The sequence below is a fragment of the Rossellomorea vietnamensis genome (assembly GCF_025398035.1).
Lineage (GTDB): Bacteria > Bacillota > Bacilli > Bacillales > Bacillaceae_B > Rossellomorea > Rossellomorea vietnamensis_B.
This window is the reverse complement of the sequence record NZ_CP104558.1, coordinates 1453997-1469448: the sequence shown is the minus strand read 5'-3', so window position 1 is coordinate 1469448 and position 15452 is coordinate 1453997. Positions and strand designations below refer to the sequence as shown.

The 15452-nt window shown below is 43.0% G+C and carries 17 protein-coding genes and 1 riboswitch; of the genes, 14 read left to right on the top strand and 3 right to left on the bottom strand.

Translation table 11 applies throughout. The features are described from left to right. Positions 1–70 precede the first annotated feature (70 nt). Positions 71–1396 (bottom strand): hemolysin family protein, encoded by a 1326-nt coding sequence (locus N5C46_RS07525; protein WP_261752302.1) that lies wholly within the window; start codon positions 1394–1396, stop codon positions 71–73. A gap of 300 nt (positions 1397–1696) precedes the next feature. Between N5C46_RS07525 and N5C46_RS07520 the strand changes: the two genes are divergently transcribed. The 3 genes from N5C46_RS07520 to N5C46_RS07510 all read left to right on the top strand — a co-directional run bounded on the left by N5C46_RS07520 (position 1697) and on the right by N5C46_RS07510 (position 3423). Then, complete coding sequence (locus tag N5C46_RS07520; protein WP_224520576.1) at positions 1697–2026, top strand: hypothetical protein; 330 nt, start codon at positions 1697–1699, stop codon at positions 2024–2026. A gap of 179 nt (positions 2027–2205) precedes the next feature. Further along, positions 2206–3099, top strand: a complete 894-nt coding sequence (locus N5C46_RS07515; RefSeq protein WP_261751536.1) for a cation diffusion facilitator family transporter — start codon at positions 2206–2208, stop codon at positions 3097–3099. A 138-nt stretch (positions 3100–3237) separates the two neighbouring features. Continuing rightward, the gene (locus N5C46_RS07510) at positions 3238–3423 is read left to right on the top strand and encodes a Fur-regulated basic protein FbpA (RefSeq protein WP_034763185.1); all 186 of its coding nucleotides are present in this window, start codon (positions 3238–3240) and stop codon (positions 3421–3423) included. A gap of 45 nt (positions 3424–3468) precedes the next feature. On the opposite strand, the gene N5C46_RS07505 is transcribed toward N5C46_RS07510, so the two are convergent. Further along, positions 3469–4371 carry an aldo/keto reductase gene (locus N5C46_RS07505; RefSeq protein ID WP_261751535.1) on the bottom strand — a complete coding sequence of 301 codons (903 nt, stop codon included), beginning with the start codon at positions 4369–4371 and terminating at the stop codon, positions 3469–3471. Positions 4372–4457: 86 nt separating this feature from the next. Here N5C46_RS07505 and N5C46_RS07500 point away from each other — a divergent pair, with 86 nt between their 5' ends. From N5C46_RS07500 to splB, 8 genes are all read left to right on the top strand, one after another. Continuing rightward, positions 4458–5381: a phosphotransferase enzyme family protein gene (locus tag N5C46_RS07500; RefSeq protein WP_261751534.1), complete on the top strand. Its 924-nt coding sequence runs from the start codon at positions 4458–4460 to the stop codon at positions 5379–5381. Between the two features lie 49 nt (positions 5382–5430). Continuing rightward, positions 5431–5540: riboswitch (TPP riboswitch) on the top strand. A 167-nt stretch (positions 5541–5707) separates the two neighbouring features. After that, positions 5708–6694, top strand: a complete 987-nt coding sequence (locus N5C46_RS07495) for an ABC transporter substrate-binding protein (protein WP_261751533.1) — start codon at positions 5708–5710, stop codon at positions 6692–6694. Positions 6695–6706: 12 nt separating this feature from the next. Then, positions 6707–7000 carry a thiamine-binding protein gene (locus tag N5C46_RS07490; protein ID WP_261751532.1) on the top strand — a complete coding sequence of 98 codons (294 nt, stop codon included), beginning with the start codon at positions 6707–6709 and terminating at the stop codon, positions 6998–7000. After that, entirely contained in the window at positions 6997–7758 is a 762-nt protein-coding gene (locus N5C46_RS07485) for an ABC transporter permease (protein WP_261751531.1), read from the top strand. Before N5C46_RS07490 ends, N5C46_RS07485 begins: the two co-directional genes overlap by 4 nt. 1 nt (position 7759) lies before the next feature. Continuing rightward, entirely contained in the window at positions 7760–8497 is a 738-nt protein-coding gene (locus N5C46_RS07480; protein ID WP_261751530.1) for an ABC transporter ATP-binding protein, read from the top strand. Next, positions 8490–9269, top strand: a complete 780-nt coding sequence (locus tag N5C46_RS07475) for a TatD family hydrolase (protein ID WP_261751529.1) — start codon at positions 8490–8492, stop codon at positions 9267–9269. Before N5C46_RS07480 ends, N5C46_RS07475 begins: the two co-directional genes overlap by 8 nt. Positions 9270–9408: 139 nt before the next feature. Continuing rightward, complete coding sequence (locus tag N5C46_RS07470) at positions 9409–9654, top strand: transcriptional regulator SplA domain-containing protein (protein WP_034763200.1); 246 nt, start codon at positions 9409–9411, stop codon at positions 9652–9654. A 12-nt stretch (positions 9655–9666) separates the two neighbouring features. After that, positions 9667–10695: a spore photoproduct lyase gene (gene splB, locus N5C46_RS07465; protein WP_261751528.1), complete on the top strand. Its 1029-nt coding sequence runs from the start codon at positions 9667–9669 to the stop codon at positions 10693–10695. Positions 10696–10741: 46 nt separating this feature from the next. Here splB and N5C46_RS07460 read toward each other — a convergent pair whose 3' ends face one another. After that, a complete protein-coding gene (locus N5C46_RS07460) occupies positions 10742–11170 on the bottom strand; it encodes a low molecular weight phosphatase family protein (RefSeq protein ID WP_098441178.1) in 429 nt (142 codons plus the stop codon). A gap of 372 nt (positions 11171–11542) precedes the next feature. Here N5C46_RS07460 and N5C46_RS07455 point away from each other — a divergent pair, with 372 nt between their 5' ends. The 3 genes from N5C46_RS07455 (at position 11543) to putP (ending at position 15409) form a co-directional block, all read left to right on the top strand. Beyond that, complete coding sequence (locus N5C46_RS07455) at positions 11543–12787, top strand: dicarboxylate/amino acid:cation symporter (RefSeq protein ID WP_261751527.1); 1245 nt, start codon at positions 11543–11545, stop codon at positions 12785–12787. A gap of 214 nt (positions 12788–13001) precedes the next feature. Beyond that, positions 13002–13565, top strand: coding sequence for an NAD(P)H oxidoreductase (locus N5C46_RS07450; protein ID WP_098441176.1), 564 nt, complete (start codon positions 13002–13004; stop codon positions 13563–13565). Between the two features lie 374 nt (positions 13566–13939). Then, positions 13940–15409 (top strand): sodium/proline symporter PutP, encoded by a 1470-nt coding sequence (putP, locus tag N5C46_RS07445; protein WP_061810957.1) that lies wholly within the window; start codon positions 13940–13942, stop codon positions 15407–15409. Positions 15410–15452: the final 43 nt, after the last annotated feature.

The window sequence follows — 15452 nt, the reverse complement described above, 5'->3', positions numbered from 1 at the left end:
TATTTTTCCATTTAAGAAAAGATTTATTCTCTGCTGACGTCTTGAGGAACATAAAAAAACGAACGGGCTCTTAGTGAGACTCGTTCGTTTCAGATGTGTTCTTTTTCATTTTGGTGACTTCCAGGTACTGAATATGGTGGCCGTCGATTTCTTTGACTTTAAAGCAGTAGCCTTGTTCTTCGATCTTATCTTCAGGCTTGACCTCATATTTTTGAGTGAGGAACCAGCCTCCGATTGTGTCGACTTCCTCTTCTTCAATCGAGATGCCGAGAAGGTCATTCACTTCTTCAATGAGCATGACGGCGTCGAAAATATAATGATCTTCTTTTATCTTCTGGACTTCAGGAATTTCATCGATATCAAATTCATCCCGGATCTCACCGACGATTTCTTCGATGATGTCCTCCACCGTAACCAGACCTGCCGTTCCTCCGTATTCATCAAGAAGGACGGCCATCGGGGAGCGTTCCTTTTGCAACTTGAGGAGCAGGGCTTTAATCGGGATAGTTTCAATGACGCGGATGACGGGCTTAATGAAGGAGGTTACGTCTTCATGCTCGCTTTTATGATTCACGAGGGTCGTTAAGAGTTCCTTCACATTCACGACCCCAAGGATATTGTCTTTATCCCCATCCACGACAGGGTATCTCGTATACCGCTCTTCCTTAATGACTGATAATACTTCATCAATGGTGGATCCTGCGGATAGAGTCACAATGTTTGTACGGGGGACCATGATTTCCTTGGCGATGCGCTCGTCGAATTCAAATATCTTATTCACATACTTGAATTCCGAAGAGTTGATTTCACCGCTCTTATAGCTATCGGAAAGAATGATTCTAAGCTCTTCTTCCGAATGGGCGATTTCATGCTCTGAGGCCGGTTTCAAACCGAACATGCCTGTAAACACACGTGCCGAACTATTCAAGGTCCAAATGAATGGATACGCAATCCGGTAGAACCAAATGAGCGGCTTGGCGAATAACAAGGTGATTTTTTCAGCTTTTTGGATGGCGAATGTCTTCGGAGCCAATTCCCCTATTACCACATGCAAAAAGGTAATGACCGAAAAAGCCAGTGCAAATGAAATGATGCTTGAAATGGACGGATTCAAATCAAACTTTTCAAATAATGGGTGTAGCAAGGTTTCAATGGTTGGTTCTCCTAACCAGCCAAGTCCAAGGGAGGTGATGGTAATCCCCAGCTGACAGGCAGAAAGGTATTCGTCGAGATGGGAAATGACCCTTTTCGCAGCAACAGCGGTTTGATTTCCTTCAGAGACCAACTGATCGATTCTCGAACCCCTTACTTTCACAATGGCAAATTCAGAAGCGACGAAGAACGCTGTCAATCCGATCAGCAGGGCGACAAGTAGTAAATTAATTAAAATATCCAAGTAGTAGAAGTCAAAAGCACGGGAAGTTGTCCCATTCTTTCGCTTCAATCACCTCCTGTATGAAATAGTCATGATTACGTAAGAATTGAGGGCCGAATGCCACTTGAAATCCTTAAGAATTGAATATATCCTTTAACGTATTACATTCCTATCCATTGTCATTGAAATGCAACACGCATTGGGTTATTCTGAGATATAACGATTAACCGGAAAGATTCATGATTTCATCATAGTGAATATTTATGAACAATACAATCATTTAGGATTCAAAACACTGGATAATTGGAAAGGAGGACGATCATGGCAGACGTTTTTAATCAAGAGTTTGTTGTATCCCTTATCATTGCCTTTTCGGTTTATGTCATTTTAAGAGGAGTAGCCATTTTCTTCGGCAAAGCAGGAAAAGGGTATCTTGAAAACCTTCAATCCCAAACAGGACGGTTATACCTGCAATTAATTGGAGGCTACTATATATTATCAGGTGTATTGGGCCTGCTTATTCCCCGATTAGACTGGAAAACAGAAGACATTTACTTCGCCATCGCCATCTTCGCCATTACATCCGTTGTGTTCTGGGTAACACTTGACCTCTTCATGAAGCGGGAGCGTAAAAAGCTGCAACAAAATTAATCCTTCAGCGAAAACCCGGATTCAGTGTCCGGGGTTTTTTTATGTTCAAAGATCGGATTCAGGAGCCGTCCTGTTCATAGGGTGTATGCCATATTTTTGCTTAATGGAAGCGGCGGTACGTATAATAGTGAATAGTATAGACGTACTTAGAAGAGAAAATCGAAAGTGAGGGATATCATATGGGTCACGATCACAGTCATGGCCATAATCAAAATAAAAAAGCATTATTAATCAGCTTTCTTTTCATTTTTTCTTTTATGATTGTTGAAGTGGTGGGGGGAGTGGTGACAAATAGTCTCGCTCTTCTCTCAGATGCAGGGCATATGCTCAGTGATGCAGCGGCACTTGGCTTAAGTCTGGCCGCTTTCTATATAGGGGAGAAAGCGTCGGATATGGGGAAGACATTCGGGTACAGACGTTTTGAAATCGTCGCTGCCTTTCTGAACGGGATCACCCTGATCCTGGTTTCCCTTTATATTTTCTGGGAAGCTTACCGCCGCTTCATCGACACTCCCACTGTGTCACCCGGCATGATGATCATTGCCATAATCGGCTTGATTGTGAACATCATAGTCGCCTGGATCCTGATGAAAGGGGACAACGAACATAACTTGAATGTCCGCAGTGCGTTCCTTCATGTACTGGGGGATATGCTCGGTTCAGTCGGGGCCATCATAGCGGGTCTTCTTATTTACTTCTTTGATTGGAATCTGGCAGACCCGATTGCTTCTGTCATCGTAGCGATTCTTATTGTCATCTCCGGATGGAGGGTGACGAAGGATTCCATTCATATCTTAATGGAAGGTTCTCCGGGAGATGTTGATATGGAAAAGGTGTCTATGAGCCTGTCCCAAATACCGGGGGTTATGGAAGTCCATGATCTTCATGTATGGTCCATCACTTCGGATTTTAAAGCCTTAAGCTGCCATGTCGTGGTAGGGGATGAAGTGAATCGGGATGGAATTTTAGTACAGCTGTCATCCTTTCTTGAACAAGAGTTTGGTATTCATCACTCTACTATCCAAGTCGAAGGGGAAACCGTGCTCGAGGGACATCATCATAGTTGTACATGATCGATTGGGAATATTATGAAGAAACTCCCTCTCATGATTGCAGTGACGGGTTTTTAAAAAAGTCGATTGAAGAAAAATGGGAAACGGATGTTTATGTCTCTCCATGATTGGGGTATATCCTCAACTGGAGGGATGAACATGCTACATCAAGAAACGAAATCAGAGCAGAACAAAACACCCGAATTTAAAAAAGACTTTTATATACAACAGTTATTGAGGATCGGCGTCTATAAATCGTTCGGTAAGCAGCTCTATGAACTTTCAATGGATGAATTGCAGGATGTGTACCTTGAATATTATGTTGGTGGAGATATAGCTCAATAAAAAGACGACCCTTTAAAGAAAGGATCGTCTTTTTTCATGTACTCATTAAGGAACATCATGTCCCATGGATGTCTGTAGGATTTCAAACCATTGATCATGATCCAATTGGATGGAAAGAGAGTCGATTGCATGCTGGATCCGTTCTTTTTTACCTGATCCGACAATCGGCATGATTTTGGCCGGATGGTTAAGCAGCCACGCGTATAGAACCTGGTCGATCCCCTTCGCTCCTGTTTCCTCCTGGACTTTCTTTAATGTATGTTGAAGGCGGACCGCTTTCTCATCTTCCCCCTTGAAGATCGCCCCTCCTGAAAGTGGTGACCATGCCATGGGAGCCACACGCTTTTCCTGACAGAGGTTCAACGTGCCGTCTTCAAAATTCTCGAGGTGATAGGCGGATAATTCAATCTGGTTTGTGATCAATGGACATGGTAAATAGGATTGAAGCATATTCCACTGATGGTCTTTAAAGTTGGATACTCCGAAATGACGGACTTTCCCTTCTTCTTTTAATTGTGTGAAGGCTTCCGCTACCTCTTCTCCGTTCATGAATGGATCCGGTCTGTGAATCAACAATAAATCAATGTAATCCGTCTTTAATTGTTGCAGAGAATGTTCAACCGAGGTGAGAATATGTTTCTTACTCGTATTGTAGTGATGCGTCTTATGCTCCGGGCGATTGTCAGAAGGCAGGACGATGCCGCATTTTGTTACGATCTCCATCTTCTCCCGCAAGGATGGTTGGAGGGCAAGCGCCTCACCGAATAAGGTTTCACACGTATAAGAACCATAAATATCGGCATGGTCAAACGTTGTGATTCCGTTTTCAATATTGTGTTGAATCAATGATAACGTATCTTCCTTGGACTGCTTCCAGTCTGATAGTCTCCATAATCCATGAATGATCCTCGAGAATGATAAGTCTTCTGTCATTTGTATTCTTTGCATAGGTGAAACCTCTTTTCGTATGGTATGTGGATATTCTTTCAAAGTCATACTACAAGTATATTACTATGTATTGAAAGGAAATAGAAATGATTGAACCTCTTCAGGATATTGTACGTCATTGGGGAATGGATCCCACTTCCTTCAAAACACTTCTTCTTCATCCGAATGTTACGGAAGTGAAGGCAGAAGGAAAGACCTTCTATTTAAAAAGAAGAGTGTATGCTTCTCTTGAAAATCGGATGGAGGAGCTCTATTTAACCGCTTATTTAATGAGTCATCACCTTAACGTTGAATCCCCTATATTAACTTCCTCACACCTTCCGTATGTAAAGGAAGGAGAGCAAATCTATTCTCTTTATGAGGCCCTTGAAGGAACGCCCTTGAAGGAATGGTCTGCCGACTCCCTGACAAATGCAGGAGCATACCTTGCAACCCTTCATCTCATCCTTAAAGACTATCGGTGTCATTATGAAACGAAGGGCTGGGAGATTGAAAGACATGTAACAGAATGGGTGAAAGAGCTTGAAACTGAATCGATCGGCATAAGGGGGCAAGTGATCTTATCAAAGATGAAGGGGTGGGAGCATCCCTACCGGTGTTTGCCCCATCAATTCGTTCATAGCGACTACAATTCGGGGAATATTTTGATGGAGGGAGGAGAAGTGTGCGGGATCATTGATTTTGAACGAATCCGGACGGCACCCCGGATTACTGACATCGGCTACTTCCTCGCAGGTATGCTCAAAGCACTCCCGATAGAGAAAAAAGATGATTCAATGAAATGGATCCTGGCGTTTATGAAAGGATATGAAAGGCATGCCCCTTTGACTGCAGGAGAGAAAAGGATCTTGCCGTCAATAGTCATTCTCTTTCTCCTTCAATATGCCTTTTTAACCTATCATCAGGGATATTCAGAAGCTGGTACTTCGTGCATGGATTTCATCGAGAAGCTGTTTGAATACCCTTATTTCCGTGGAGTCTTTCAATATGAGAAGGAAAAGCTTGAATAACCTTTCATTCTATGGCAAAGTAGGGAGGAAGATAACGTTAAATTTCATATTCCACGTGTAGGGGGACCGGAGTGGCCGGTTGAGATTGTATCCTGTAGATACTGACCCTTTGAACCTGAACTGGCTGATACCAGCGTAGGAAACATTCTCTTAAACGATACATAACCTGTTTAACGATGCGTCCCGCGGCTGAAGCTTGGGGCGTTTTTTTGTTGTATCCCGGACTTTACGCCTCAACTGCCATTGGTTTACATTCATTTTCCAGAATAAGCGAAGAATATAGGAGTGAAACGTTATCACCGCTAAAGATCGAAGGAGGAATCACCATGAAAAAATGGATATTCCTCATCTGCTCTGTACTTCTTTTATCCGCCTGTAACGGCGGGGAAGATGCAGCTGATGAGAAGAAGGACAACCTTAAAAAAGTAAGTGTCGTACTCGACTGGACACCGAACACCAACCACACCGGATTATATGTAGCGAAAGAAAAAGGCTACTTCAAGGATCAGGGACTGGATGTAGACATCATCCTGCCCGGGGAAGCGGGTGCCGATCAGCTCGTAGCATCGGGGAAAGCCGATTTCGGAGTTGGATATCAGGAAGGTGTCACTCAAGCGAGGGTCCAGGATGTACCCATCGTATCCATAGGTGCCATCATACAGCATAATACGTCGGGGTTTGCTTCCCCGAAGAGTAAGGGTATTACAAAACCAAAGGATTTTGAAGGGAAAAGCTATGGCGGCTGGGGTTCACCCGTTGAGAAAGCCGTTATGGATTCAATCATGAAGCAAGAAAACGCGGATGTAGAAAAAGTGAATTTCATCAACATGGGAGACACCGATTTCTTTACTGCCGTTAAACGGGACGTTGACTTCGCCTGGATTTATTATGGATGGACAGGAATTGAAGCTGAACTCCGCGGTGAAGAGTTGAACATGATGTATGTAAAGGATTATTCTGATAAACTGGATTACTACACGCCAGTCCTCACAACGAATGAAAAAATGATCGATTCAGATCCTGAAACGGTGAAAGCATTCATGGCAGCTGCTTCCAAAGGGTATCAATTCACGATAGATAACCCGAAAGAGGCGGGGGAGATTCTATTAGATGCAGCCCCGGATCTTGATAAAGAATTAGTCATGAAAAGTCAGGAATGGCTTGCACCCAAATATAAAGATGATGCTGACCGATGGGGAGAGCAGAAACTGGAAGTCTGGGAGAACTATGCGTCATGGATGTATGAAAATGATTTATTAGATAAGAAACTCGAAAGCAAGAAAGCATTCACGAACGAATTCTTACCAAAATAAGAGGTGAACAAAATGGGGAACGCACTTGTAAGCATACAAATCATTCCAAAGACCAAGAACGGTGAAGATGTGATTCCATATGTGGATGAAGCGATCGCAATCATCGAAAAATCGGGAGTGCGATATGAAGTCCATCCTTTGGAAACGACGATGGAGGGGAATCTGTCTCAATTATTCAAGGTGATTGAACAGATGAATGAACGAATGATTGAAATAGGAAGCAAAAATGTCATTTCTCAGATCAAAGTATTGTACCAGCCGGATGGGATCGAAATGAACGACTTAACGGAGAAATATAAAGGATGAGGACATGGATTTCAAAAGGATGGAGACCCTTCTTGGTCCTCATCCTTTTATTCATCATTTGGGAAGTGGCCATTAACCTATTTGAGGTGCCAGCCTGGCTGATGCCGTCGCCTTCAGAGATATGGGAAGAAGGAATCGCCTCGTGGTCTGAGTTCAAGGGGCATTTCTCATCAACGGCATTTCTGACGATCACAGGGTTTGCGATCGGCTGTTCAATCGGGATCGGGACAGCGGTGGTACTGCATCTCCTCCCTAAGGTAAGGGAAGCGGTCTATCCCCTCATGATCCTGTCTCAGAATATACCCATCATTGTCTTGGCGCCTCTTCTTGTCATTTGGTTCGGATTCGGACTCCTGCCCAAAATCATCGTCATTACCTTGATTTGTTTCTTTCCTGTGGCTGTTTCGGCGATGGATGGATTCAGGCAGACAAATGGAGAGTACATTCTTTATATGAAAATGTCCGGTGCAACCAAAGGACAGATTTTCCGGAAAGTGGAGTGGCCCCATGCATTGCCTTCCATCTTCTCCGGTTTGAAAATTTCCGCGACCTATAGTGTGATGGGTGCTGTCATTTCTGAATGGCTAGGGGCTCAAAAAGGAATTGGTGTCTATATGACACTTGCATCCTCTTCCTTCAGGACCGACAGGGTTTTTGTCGCGATTTTCATGATCATGCTCCTCAGCCTGCTGTTCTTTGGCCTCATCGTACTATTAGAAAAAATCATGGTGAAATGGAATCGAAAGGAGGACACATAACATGACGACGTTATCGATCCAAAATATGTCCAAATCCTTTGATGGTGAATTGATTCTCGATGATCTTTCCATTCAAGTAGGGGAAGGTGAGTTCGTTTCCATCCTTGGCCCTTCAGGAAGTGGGAAAAGTACGTTATTTCACGTGATCGGTGGATTATTCGCACCCGATTCAGGGGATATAAAGCTCGATGGAGAGTCGATAAATGGCCGTAGAGGGTCCATCAGCTATATGCCACAAAGTCCGTCCCTCTTACCGTGGAGGACGGTGATCGAGAATGTGATGCTTGGTCAGGAGCTGCACGGAAAGAGGGATAAGGAAATGGCGATGGGGATGATTGAGCGCGCCGGTTTGAAGGGCTATGAGGACGCTTACCCTGAAGATCTTTCAGGGGGGATGAAACAGCGCGTCGCATTCATACGTGCACTGGTCAGCCCTCAATCCTTTTTGTGCCTGGATGAACCATTTTCAGCCCTTGACGAATTCACGCGGTTGGACATGCAAAGGTGGCTCCTTTCCATATGGGAGGAAGACTTAAGTTCTGTCCTGTTTGTCACTCATAACATCGACGAAGCCCTCTTCATGTCGGACCGTATCATTGTGTTATCAACCAGACCGGCACGCGTGCAAAAGGAATTCAAGGTGCCTTTCCCGCGGCCGCGTGACAAAGAAATCCTTCTAACCGAAGAGTTCCTGAAATGGAAAACGGATATTTTTGAGGAATTATCCCAGTATGTGTAAACCATCGCTCATTGATGCTCATATTCATCTGGACTTATATGAAAAGGAAGAACGTGAAAAAATCCTGAAGGAGCTCGATCTCTACTCAGTAGAGTCTCTCATTACTGTATCCTTTCACCTTCAATCATCCAAACAAAACCTTGCATTTGCGAAAGGGGACGGACGGATAAAGGCAGCTGCCGGTTTTCATCCGGAACAAGAGCTTCCTTCGGATAGTGAGGTGGATGAACTTCTAGCTTTCATTCGTAAGAATCATAAAGATCTGGTTGCAATCGGGGAAGTCGGGCTGCCCTATTACAAAATGAAAGAAGATCCCTCACTGATCCTCGCTCCTTACATAGAGATGTTGGAACGCTTTATCATTGAATCGAACCGGCTGAATAAACCCATTATCCTTCATGGGGTTTATGAGCATGCACCCATCATCTGTGATTTATTGGAGAAGCATTCCATTTCAAAAGCTCATTTTCATTGGTTTAAGGGAGACAGTAAAACGATCGAAAGGATGATCCGTAATGGTTACCTCGTTTCTGTTACGCCTGATGTCCTTTATGAAAAGGAAATACAACAGCTGGTCAGGGCCTACCCTATCCAAGGGCTGATGGTGGAAACAGACGGTCCCTGGAGGTTTGAAGGAGTCTTTCAAGAAAGAATGACCCATCCTGGCATGATGCACCGCTCCATTGAAAAAGTGGCCGAATTAAAAAGCATGTCAGAAGCAGCTGTATATAAACAATTGGTCAAAAATACAACTGAATTTTATGATTTATAGAACAAACTTCTCCTGCGGTTAGTCAAGTGGGAGGAGTTTTCTTTTTTAGCTAAAAGTCATTTAAACATCTTTTACCATCATATTTCTATCTCGATTGACAGAAAATGAAAGTAATGAATGATAGGAAAAGGTGATAAAAATGGAATTGAATAATCACTATACGCCATATCAAGCTGGCGATGTTGTCTACGTGATCTACCGTAACCCGCATACGCAAAGTGTAGCCAATGTACAGGAAGCAGCAGTTGTGCACGATCCGGAAAACCCAAACGAATTAGCATTATTTCTTTATGAAACCTATTATCCGTTAACACATGAAGTAGCCGTCTATTCTACAGAAGCAGAAGCAGAAGAGGCATATTCACAATCATTTGGAGACCTTTAGGAGGGAAAGAATATGGTGAAACCGTTCGTGCCTCAATTGGTCTATTTCGAACCAAATGCACTGGATTACCCATTAGGAAAGCAATTAAAGGAAAAGTTCGAGAAGATGGATGTGGAAATCCGCTATACCACTTCCCACAATCAGGTGCGAAATCTGCCTGGGGATAATCATTTTCAAAAATACAGGATCGCCAAATCAACGTTAGTGGTAGGCGTGCGGAAAACACTGAAGTTCGATACCTCCAAGCCGTCAGCAGAGTATGCCATCCCATTTGCGACAGGGTGTATGGGTCACTGCCATTATTGCTATCTTCAAACCACGATGGGCAGTAAACCCTATATTCGCACGTACGTAAATGTAGATGAAATATTTGAGGCGGCAGATCGATATATAGAGGAAAGGGCACCTGATTTCACGCGTTTTGAAGCAGCGTGTACGTCTGATATCGTCGGCGTGGACCACCTCACCCATACGCTAAAGCGCGCGATCGAACATTTTGGTGAATCGGAGTATGGGAAGTTACGTTTCGTAACCAAGTTTCATCACGTTGATCATTTGCTGGATGCGAAACACAATGGGAAGACCAGATTTCGCTTCAGCATCAACGCAGACTATGTCATCAAGAATTTTGAACCGGGAACATCCCCGTTGGATAAAAGGTTGGAAGCAGCCGGTAAGGTGGCCAGGGCAGGGTATCCATTGGGCTTTATCGTAGCCCCCATCTATATACATGAAGGATGGCAGGAAGGGTATAAGCACATGTTCGAACACCTCGAAGCCCACCTTCCGGAAGAAGCAAAGAAGGATTTAACATTCGAATTTATCCAGCACCGTTTTACGAAGCCGGCTAAAAGGGTGATCGAGAAGAATTACCCGATGACGAAGCTTGAATTAAATGAAGAAGAACGTCGATACAAATGGGGGAAATACGGAATCGGTAAGTATATTTACCAGAAGGATGAAGAGCAGGAAATCAAAGATCATCTGTATGCTTATATGGAGAAGCATTTTCCGAAAGCGAAGCTGGAGTATTTTACGTAAAAAAAAGGGACTGATTACATGAAACGTTCTGTTGTAATCAGTCCTCTTAATGTAATTGTGGAAGTAAATGTTCCAGATCCTTTACCCGCATAGCAATTTCGTCACAAATTTCCTGATAGTGTACCCATTCTTCAATCAATGTCGCAGACCGCTTTCGTGGATTCGGTAAATTCCAATAGATGACTTTTTCTTCTAATTCAGAGGGGAGTTCCATCTTATCATCATACTCTGTATCCTGAATCGCAACGATAACCGAGGCCTCGCCAAGTTCCTTCATTTCAATGCGAGAAAGAGGAAATGAACTGATATCAATACATAATTCTTTCATTGCCAGTACGCTGAATTCAGCACGACTGTCAGCAACCCATCCGGCACTTTTAAAAGACCAATCCGACACTTCGAGCTTCTCTGCCCAGCCCTCAGCCATCAAGCTGCGCTGTTGACTACTTGAAAGAAAATAGACGGTTTTATTCATAATCGTATGTTCCTTTCTATTTCATGCTGTTATTACTATTTACCCAATCACGTAAAAGATAATCCATGAAATGCGAAAAGAAATTATTGGAAAGGCTTTCTTAGTAGAATGGGTTCATTGAACTGCCTGAAATTATGAAATCCCAATCCGTAAAACTAGTAAATTCGATGTGAATCTCACTCAACCTTCTTTCATTTTATAAAAAATCAGTATAATGGGGGAAGGAGAATGAAGTTCTTGAACGAATAAAACAGCCGGGGGATGACAATAGAGGAATTCATTCATTGAAAGTTCTAAAAATTTTTGGTTTTATAAAAATGATATAAGGGTAATATCTTTATACTATTTGGAAAATTATAGGGAGGTACATCTATGAAATTTAATTTGACAACAAAGATTATTACAGCCTTGATATTAGGGGCCGTAGTAGGATTGATTCTGAACATATTTGCAAAAGATTTATTCGATATATTAGATCCTTATCTGTTCACACCCCTGGGCAAGATTTTCCTCAATTTGATCAGTATGCTTGTCGTGCCGATTGTTTTTCTTTCCATCGTCCTTGGATCGGCAGGATTAGGGGACCCGAAGAAGCTTGGAAGAATCGGATTAAAGACGATTGTTTACTTTTTACTGACAACGTGTATCGCCATTGTGATCGGTTTGACTCTGGCATACATCATCGATCCTGGATTGGTAGAAGGCATCGACGCCTCCCAGTCAGAAGGCTTTAAAACAGAAGAGGCCCCTCCTGTAGGCGAAACTCTTATGAACATCATCCCTAAAAATCCCTTAACGGCCATGACTGAAGGCAATATGCTCCAGATCATCGCGTTTGCCATCTTCATCGGATTCGGATTGACGGCACTGGGTGAAAAGACCAAAGGAATCCTGAAACTTGTGGAGCAAGGAAACGATCTGATGATGTATCTCGTAACCCTTGTGATGAAATTCGCTCCATACGGAACATTTGGATTGATCGCTTCGGCAATCGGAAGTCAGGGTTCCAGTGCCCTGAAAGCAATGTGGCTTTATTTTGTAGTTGTCTTAGCGGCTTTAATTGTTCATGCCATCATTACGTACGGAGGAACAATATTCTTACTCGCAAAGAAAAACCCGATTTGGTTCTTCAAGAATTTCAGTCCTGCCATGAGTGTCGGGTTCAGTACATCCAGCAGTAACGCGACCCTCCCGATTTCTATGGACGTTGCTCAGCAGCGACTGGGTGTCTCAAAGTCGGTCAGCTCATTCGTCCAACCCCTGGGAGCCACGATCAACATGGATGGTACGGCCATCATGCAAGGGGTGGCCACGGTGTTCATCTCTCAGGTATACAATGTGGATTTATCCATGGAACAGCTGATTACCGTCGTCCTCACGGCTGTGCTTGCAAGTATCGGTACAGCAGGGGTACCGGGAGTCGGATTGATCCTCCTGGCCATGGTATTGAGCAGTGTCAATCTTCCTGTCGAAGGGATCGGTTTGATCCTTGGAATTGACCGTCTGTTGGATATGGCCCGTACATCCATTAATATCTCTGGTGATGCTGCATGTGCCCTGTTTGTATCCGAGTCAGAGAAAAAACGGACCATTAAGATCCAAAGGGGCGAATCATAAACGTCCACTTATCGTCATGCTGCAAGAAAAAAGGTGAAATCAACTCGATTTCATCTTTTTTTTGTAAAAAGGAGCGGGTCGTATTGGGTATGTATGTTCTACATGCGCATTCGACAAATTAAAGGAGACGGACTTGGTGAGAAATCCGGTATGTTATCCTGAATAATGAATGCCGCACAGTAATCACTGAAGTCTATTTAAGGAGTTGTTTTTCTTGAAAGTACTGATGATTGTTGCTCATCCGCGAACGAATTCCCTCACGTTTTCCATTACAAAGCATATTCAGAAAGGTCTGCATGACAAAGAATATAAGTCATCCATTCTAGATTTGTACAGGGAGGAATTCAATCCCCTGCTTGACGAAAAGGGTGAAGAAGAGTGGGAAAACCCTGCGAAAGGGAAACCCTCCTATATTGTTGAGAAGGAAAGGAAGAAATTAAAGCGATATGACGCCCTGATCTTTGTGTTTCCGATTTGGTGGTATGGTTTACCAGCCATCATGAAAGGGTATATTGATCGAGTCTTTACATATCCGGCATTCACTCAAGTCAATCCTCAGAAGGTTCTTTGGGTCGGGCTCGCAGGTGAAACGAAAGAGGAATTTATTTCTAATGGTCACGATGAATCGTTGAGACATCAACTAATAAAGGGAATTTCGGAAAAGATGGGAGTCATTGACAAGGAAGTGGAGATCTTTTTTGACACTATGGACAGGGATAAAAAATTCGATTATGAAAAAACTATGAATAAAGCGTATCTGCTTGGTACGTTATTTTGATTAGGGTGAGAAAAAAGTACTGTTTTTCAATAAATTTAAATAATTTTTTGTGAATAAATATTGAGTAATATTTGATATAAGACAAAAATATCGAATATTAACGTATATTTATTCATGTATTTAACCCTGTAAGGAGCAGATGACTTTAAAAAATTCTCGTTTATGGTATGATAATTCTTGTGTCTATAACAGCCGGGAAATTAACATTAAAAAAATAAGTGTATAAAAACTACACTTAATTGCATAAGGAGGAGGTACTTGATATGGGTGAAGAATTAACATTGGGAACCTGGTTATGGTTATTAATTCCGATGCCGACATTGATCATTTTATCAATCATTACTTTTTTTACAGAAAAAACAAAGGAGTAGATTATGGATATTAATATTCAAACGTTAACATCGATTATTATTTATTTAATTGGAATGGGTATTATCGGTTACATGGCTGCTAAGTTAACCAGCAATTTATCCGACTACGTGCTTGGAGGCAGGCGATTGACTGCCGGTGTAGCTGCATTGAGTGCAGGTTCTTCCGACATGAGTGGTTGGTTGATGCTCGGTCTGCCGGGTGCCGTGTATGCCAGTGGTATGGGGTCAATCTGGTTAGCGATTGGTCTATCAGTAGGTGCTTACTTGAATTGGCAATTCGTTGCAAAGCCTTTCCGGGTTTATACGGAAGTGGCGAATGATTCAATCACAGTACCTGATTTCTTTGAAAATCGTTTTCACGATTCAAGCAAAATTCTTCGAGTGTTCTCTGCTATCATCATCCTGATCTTCTTTACGTTCTATACTTCATCGAGTTTAGTGGGTGGAGCAATCTTACTTGAAGAATCATTCAATATGGATTACCGATTAGCTTTATGGGTTGGTGCAGGGGTCATCCTGTCTTATACGTTCTTTGGTGGATTCCTTGCTGCCAGCTGGACAGACTTCATTCAAGGGATCTTGATGTTCCTTGCTTTGATCATCATTCCGATCGTAGCCATTTCCGAGATTGGCGGTTGGGATGCAACGGTAAGTGCCGTATCAAGCATCGATCCATCTTACTTGAATGTTTACACAGGAGCGACGTTTGTTTCAGTCGTATCGCTTCTCGCATGGGGCTTGGGTTATTTCGGACAGCCTCATATCATTGTACGTTTTATGGGTATTAAATCAACGAGAGAAATACCTAAAGCACGCTTGATTGGTATGGTATGGATGATCGTCTCCCTATTCGGAGCCATCTTCATCGGTTTCTCTGGTATTGCGTATTTCGCTGATTCACCGTTGGAAAACTCGGAAACGGTGTTCATCATGTTCTCGCAAGTATTATTCAATCCATGGGTAGCAGGTTTCTTACTTGCGGCCATTCTATCAGCAATCATGAGCACAGTGGATTCACAGCTTCTTGTTTCATCAAGTGCCCTGGCTCAGGATTTCTATAAAGCCATTTTCCGAAAAGAAGCAAGCCAAAAAGAAGAAGTATTGGTTGGTCGTATTTCGGTAGTGGTCATCGCCATCCTTGCCATTTTCCTTGGATATGACCGCGATAGTAAAGTGCTTGAGTTAGTCAGTTATGCATGGGCTGGTTTCGGTGCTGCCTTTGGACCGGTCGTGATCTTGAGCTTATTCTGGAAACGCATGACACGTAACGGTGCCCTTGCAGGTATGATCACGGGTGCAGTAACCGTCATTGTATGGAAGCAGTTGTCTGGAGGACTCTTCGATGTGTATGAGCTCCTGCCTGGATTCATCTTCGCGACCATCGCAATCTTTATCTTCAGTTTTGTTGGTAACCCTCCTGCCAAAGAAGTACAGGAAGAGTTCGAAACTGTTAAGCTGCGTCTAAAAGAATAACCAGTAGATCTTAAAAAGGGACCCGATACGATTGTATCGGGTC

Coding starts and splice junctions, on each gene's coding strand:
- N5C46_RS07455 (WP_261751527.1), top strand. CDS start 11,543: ATGAAATTTAATTTGACAACAAAGATTATTACAGCCTTGATATTAGGG.
- N5C46_RS07490 (WP_261751532.1), top strand. CDS start 6,707: ATGGGGAACGCACTTGTAAGCATACAAATCATTCCAAAGACCAAGAAC.
- N5C46_RS07495 (WP_261751533.1), top strand. CDS start 5,708: ATGAAAAAATGGATATTCCTCATCTGCTCTGTACTTCTTTTATCCGCC.
- N5C46_RS07470 (WP_034763200.1), top strand. CDS start 9,409: ATGGAATTGAATAATCACTATACGCCATATCAAGCTGGCGATGTTGTC.
- N5C46_RS07475 (WP_261751529.1), top strand. CDS start 8,490: ATGTGTAAACCATCGCTCATTGATGCTCATATTCATCTGGACTTATAT.
- putP (WP_061810957.1), top strand. CDS start 13,940: ATGGATATTAATATTCAAACGTTAACATCGATTATTATTTATTTAATT.
- N5C46_RS07520 (WP_224520576.1), top strand. CDS start 1,697: ATGGCAGACGTTTTTAATCAAGAGTTTGTTGTATCCCTTATCATTGCC.
- N5C46_RS07480 (WP_261751530.1), top strand. CDS start 7,760: ATGACGACGTTATCGATCCAAAATATGTCCAAATCCTTTGATGGTGAA.
- splB (WP_261751528.1), top strand. CDS start 9,667: ATGGTGAAACCGTTCGTGCCTCAATTGGTCTATTTCGAACCAAATGCA.
- N5C46_RS07460 (WP_098441178.1), bottom strand. CDS start 11,170: ATGAATAAAACCGTCTATTTTCTTTCAAGTAGTCAACAGCGCAGCTTG.
- N5C46_RS07485 (WP_261751531.1), top strand. CDS start 6,997: ATGAGGACATGGATTTCAAAAGGATGGAGACCCTTCTTGGTCCTCATC.
- N5C46_RS07510 (WP_034763185.1), top strand. CDS start 3,238: ATGCTACATCAAGAAACGAAATCAGAGCAGAACAAAACACCCGAATTT.
- N5C46_RS07505 (WP_261751535.1), bottom strand. CDS start 4,371: ATGCAAAGAATACAAATGACAGAAGACTTATCATTCTCGAGGATCATT.
- N5C46_RS07500 (WP_261751534.1), top strand. CDS start 4,458: ATGATTGAACCTCTTCAGGATATTGTACGTCATTGGGGAATGGATCCC.
- N5C46_RS07515 (WP_261751536.1), top strand. CDS start 2,206: ATGGGTCACGATCACAGTCATGGCCATAATCAAAATAAAAAAGCATTA.